This is a genomic window from Candidatus Magnetaquicoccus inordinatus (assembly GCF_004217665.1).
GTDB lineage: Bacteria > Pseudomonadota > Magnetococcia > Magnetococcales > Magnetaquicoccaceae > Magnetaquicoccus > Magnetaquicoccus inordinatus.
The window spans coordinates 1-4,624 of record NZ_RXIU01000251.1 but is presented as its reverse complement, the minus strand read 5'-3'; the positions used below and the strand labels follow the sequence as shown (position 1 = coordinate 4,624).

The 4,624-nt window shown below is 53.0% G+C and carries 4 protein-coding genes; 2 read left to right on the top strand and 2 right to left on the bottom strand.

The genetic code is table 11. The features are described 5' to 3' along the window. Window positions 1-290: 290 nt before the first annotated feature. Both EJP87_RS14040 and EJP87_RS14035 read right to left on the bottom strand, forming a co-directional pair. A complete protein-coding gene (locus tag EJP87_RS14040) occupies window positions 291-785 on the bottom strand; it encodes a CCDC90 family protein (protein WP_130472492.1) in 495 nt (164 codons plus the stop codon). A 551-nt stretch (window positions 786-1,336) separates the two neighbouring features. Further along, on the bottom strand, window positions 1,337-1,687 hold the full coding sequence (locus tag EJP87_RS14035) for a CCDC90 family protein (RefSeq protein WP_193771399.1): 351 nt from the start codon (window positions 1,685-1,687) through the stop codon (window positions 1,337-1,339). 461 nt (window positions 1,688-2,148) lie between these two features. Here EJP87_RS14035 and EJP87_RS14030 point away from each other — a divergent pair, with 461 nt between their 5' ends. Further along, complete coding sequence (locus tag EJP87_RS14030; protein ID WP_130472490.1) at window positions 2,149-3,111, top strand: PP2C family protein-serine/threonine phosphatase; 963 nt, start codon at window positions 2,149-2,151, stop codon at window positions 3,109-3,111. A 53-nt stretch (window positions 3,112-3,164) separates the two neighbouring features. After that, window positions 3,165-4,562, top strand: coding sequence for a PAS domain S-box protein (locus EJP87_RS14025; RefSeq protein WP_130472489.1), 1,398 nt, complete (start codon window positions 3,165-3,167; stop codon window positions 4,560-4,562). Window positions 4,563-4,624: the final 62 nt, after the last annotated feature.

Genomic DNA, 4,624 nt, shown 5'->3' with positions numbered 1-4,624 from the left:
CGCGCATCTCGGTCGACACCTCGCACCAAGGCTGTAAAGGAGGCTCTTGCTTGGATCGGGCTTTCTTCAGGGGACTCATTGTTCTGCTCTAATCAGTGAAGTGAAGTGGCAATCAATATTGGCTGGATGCAGGCATTGACCGGGACAACAATCAGCGGACAAAACAACGCGCCTGAGAGCCACTGTGTGGTCACGGCACCAGCACTGCACCAGCCAGAGGGAACGACCGAGGGGCGCGTCATCTTGTCGGGGTGTGATGGTGGAGGCATCAATCCTGGCCGGAAACGGCTTCACCGTCCAGTTGGCGGCGCGGGTACGGTAGACTGTGGAGCGGGCAGGCGCAGTTCTTGTGCAGGCGGTTGATACACAACTGGCGGGGGCTGATTCATGCGCATAACGGCGAACATGGCACCGAGGATGAGCGCAGTTTGCGCAGCAAACATGCCAGCGGTCCATTTGATGGTGTCGGCTTTTGTTGCCTCTATCCTGGCGTCAATGGCGGCTATATCCCGCTTCAATTCGGCTTTTGTGGTTTCAATCTCCTTTTGCAGGCTGGCTTTTGTTGCTTCCACCTTGGCATCAATAGCGGCAATGTCCCGTTGCAGCATGGCAATATCGTGTTTCGTTGCCAAACGATCTTCTGCCATGGCCATAAAGGTCTCTGCCTGGATGGCAGCCTGTTGTTCGTCCATTCCTGCATCGCGCAAGCGGCGCACATAGGCATACGAATCAAACGCGAAGGTTGCGCCTTTGTATCCGCTTGCAACGTTTGCCTCTGTGCTCATGATGGCATTCCCTCCTGACTGGACGATTTCCCACATCATCGCTTTTTCATCCTGGCAAAGTCAACAGGCTTGTCATTGAACCCGTTGGACGTGGGTAATTGCATGGCCATCATTGGCGTGTGATGGGCGGGGCGACAAGAGGGCAGCAAAACGATTTGGCGGTATGTGTTTTGTATCAATAAAAAATAAATAATAATAATAACAATTTATATCGTGATTCGATTCCATCTCTGGCACCAAATTATCTTCCGAAGAACACCGAAAAATACCGAAAAGCCAATAAATTCAATGTTTATTGGCTTTTTTTTGCCTTGTTGCAGCCCCTGGTTGGGAGCGCAGCCTGTCAACGCGATCACCGCAAAGGATGTGCTGACCGTCTTGCGGCGCATCGCGGGGCGGGGGCGTTAAAACGGTTTACCGGACAAGGTAGAATATCGGGCAGATGATCCGCCATGCCATCGCATCTCTGGTAGGCAAAGAAGGGGCATCACGTTGACCCACTGGCCGTTGGCGGGAGAGATGCAGCTATTGGCGCATACAGAGCATTAGCTCTATCGGCCAGGAGGCACGGCAGGTGCTGGAGTGGGCAGGCGCAGTTCTTGTGCAGGCGGTTGCAGGTAGATCGGCATTGGGGGAAACATGCGGTTGATGGTTGCCAGACCACCAAGGATGACAATACCGGTTGCGATGACCCATTTAATGATTTCGACCTTGGCGCTTTCGATCTCTTTTCGCAACTCCAACTTGGCAAGCTCAATATCCCCTTTTGTTGCTGATTCTTCCATGCGATCGTCCCGGATTTCGCGTAGTGCTGTTACAACCTCTTCAGCTTGTTGCTCTGTGAATCCGGCGGCCTTGAACCGCTTGGCATAGGCCATCGTATCAAAAGTGGTGGTGGTCATTGCCATCTCTCCCGTGAGTACCCAATTGGCCCCATCATCGCTTTTTCATCAAGGAAAAGTCAACAGGCTTGTCATTGAACAGCGTGGAGAGAGGCGATTGCAAGGCCATCATCGGTATGCGATGGACGGGGCAAAAAAGGGGCAGCAACATGTCTTGCCTCTTGTCGCTGACCAGGATGCAAAAGGGCTTTGACTTGCCGGCAGGGAGGAGGTATTTTTTGCTGAATGCGGCGCCAGAATTTATGGGCAATGTTGGTCAGTTACGAATTGTTGTGTTTTCCTTTCTGCACCTTTCTGATCGTAACCTCGGTATACCGATAATCAACCCGTAACGAGCTGGCTTGCGGGTTTTTTTGTGTCCGAAAAGAAAGACGCTCACGCTGTGCTCAAGAATAAACACCCAGGGACGGTTTGTAGCAGGTTACAATGATCGCTTTATCTGCCCTTCCCGGAGGACGACAATGAAATCGCTTAAGGGACGCTCGGAAACAGAGTTGACTGGAGATGCTTTGGAATTTCTGGATGTTGAGGAGCGAACCATAGCCCAGGCCGGGGCGCTGTTGCAGGAGAGTGGGGTCTCAGAACAACGCTGGCAGGACTCCTTTGCCACACTGCTCAAAGAGTATAAACGGCTCAATCGGCAGTTGGATCGGCTGAATCGAATCAATGATCGCAATCAACTCCTGTTGCGGCGGCAACATGCCAAATTGGCCGCCGATCAGGGGATCGTCGAAAAGATTTTGACCAAAATGCGGGCCGGTGTACAGTTTGATGATCGGGGTATCCGGCATCTGCTGCTGCCATTGGACAACATGGCGGGAGACCTGTTGTTCGCCATGAATCGGCCAGATGGTATCCGGCATATTTTGCTGGGGGATATTACCGGACATGGCTTGCCAGCGGCTATCGTTGGTCCAGAAGTCTCCAATATCTTTCATGCCATGACCCAAAAGGGATATGCCGCAGGCGTCATCTTGGCAGAAATTAACCAAAATTTGCGGGATCGTCTGCCGACGGGAATCTATCTGGCGGCCACTCTGCTGGAGTGGGATGAAGACAATCATCTGCTGCAGGTCTGGAACGGAGGCTTGCCAGAAGGGTTGATTTTTCGCCAGGGCCACCTCTGGGAACGTTTGCCATCGGGCGGGTTTCCCTTGGGCATCGTTGGCAATACCATGCAAAACTGGTGTCGGCAGGTGATCCTTTTGCAACCGGGAGACCGCGTGGTGCTCTTCTCGGATGGGATCATCGAGGGCAGCAATGAGGCGGGAGAGTCGTTTGGTATGGAGCGTCTCGGGGATCGCCTCCAGCAGATGTATGCCCTGCAGGAGTCGTTGCACGACGTGATCGAAGCCGCACGGCAGCATATCGGGGGGCAGGGGCGTTTTGAAGATGATATTACCATTGTTGAATTGACGGTGTAAGGAGGGTGGATCGACATGATCAGAAAGCGTGCAGAAAAAGGGAAAAAAAGAGGATGACTGCTCCCTTGCCTGCCGTTTTGGTCGTGGATGACAACCCAGCCAATCTGTTGGCCTTGCGCAGACTGTTGCAGCCTTTGGCAGTCGATGTGCAAGAAGCGCTGACCGGTGAAGAGACGTTGCAAAAGGTTTTGGCCTGTGAGCCCGCCGTGATCCTGCTGGATGTGGATATGCCCGATATGGATGGCTATGAGGTGGCAGAGACCCTCAAAGAGTTCAAGGAGACACGCCATATTCCCATCATCTTTCTTACGGCCGCTTTCAAGGATCATCCCCACCTGCTGCAAGGCTATCGGTCGGGCGGTGTGGATTATCTGGAAAAACCAATCGATGAATTTATACTGCTCTCCAAAGTGGGGATCTTTCTGGAACTGTTCCGAGCCCGACGCGGACAGGAACAAACACTTTTGTTGTTGCAACGCAGTGAAGCCAAATTTCGGGCGATGGTGGATCATGTCGGCATCGGCATGGCCTGTGTGGATCTCAAGGAGAGGCGTATTCTGGAGGGGAATCAGGCTTTTGCCAAAATGTTGGGGTATGATGCGCCAGATGAGTTGTATGGCATGTGTATTGAGGATTTTTCTCATCCTGAGGATATGCGGATACAAAACGGTTACATCGAGCAATTGCGGACGGGCAAGATCCCTTCCTTTCAGATGGAAAAGCGCTACTCAGGCCGGGATGGCAAGGAGCTGTGGGGGCGTTTGACCGTGAGTTTGATTCCGCGCATTGGCGATGACGCGGAATACATGGTGGCGGCGGTTGAGGAGATTACCGAGGTTCGTCGTTTACATGCACAACTCGCGGAAAGTGAAGCCCGTTTTCGTGTGGTGGCCAATTCTGCTCCGGTGCTGATTTGGATCGCGGGGACAGACAAACTCTGTAACTGGTTTAACCAACGCTGGTTGGATTTTACCGGGCGAAGCATGGAACAGGAGATAGGCAACGGGTGGGCAGAGGGGGTGCATCCAGAGGATATGTCCCGTTGTCTGGCCGTCTATTTCAGCCATTTTGACCGGCGTCTGCCCTTTGTGATGCACTATCGTTTGCGTCGTCATGATGGGCAGTGGCGGTGGTTGTTGGACCATGGTGTACCCCGTTATGACGAGCAGGGGCAGTTTTTGGGCTATATCGGCTCATGTGTCGATATCAGCGAACAGCGCCTGGTGGAGAGCGACTTGCTGCGCGCCAAAGAGGAGGCGGAAACAGCCAATCGGGCCAAATCGGAGTTTTTGGCCAACATGAGTCATGAAATCCGCACCCCAATGAACGCCATTCTGGGCATGGCCGATCTGTTGTGGGAGAGCGATCTTCAACTGGAACAGCGCAAATTTGTTCATGTTTTCCGGTCTGCGGGCGAAAATCTGCTCAGTATCATCGGAGCCGGCACATGAGAGCGATCAAAAGGCCACTATTCCGACCATTGATGCCCTGGAGAAGCGTGACATCAAACCCG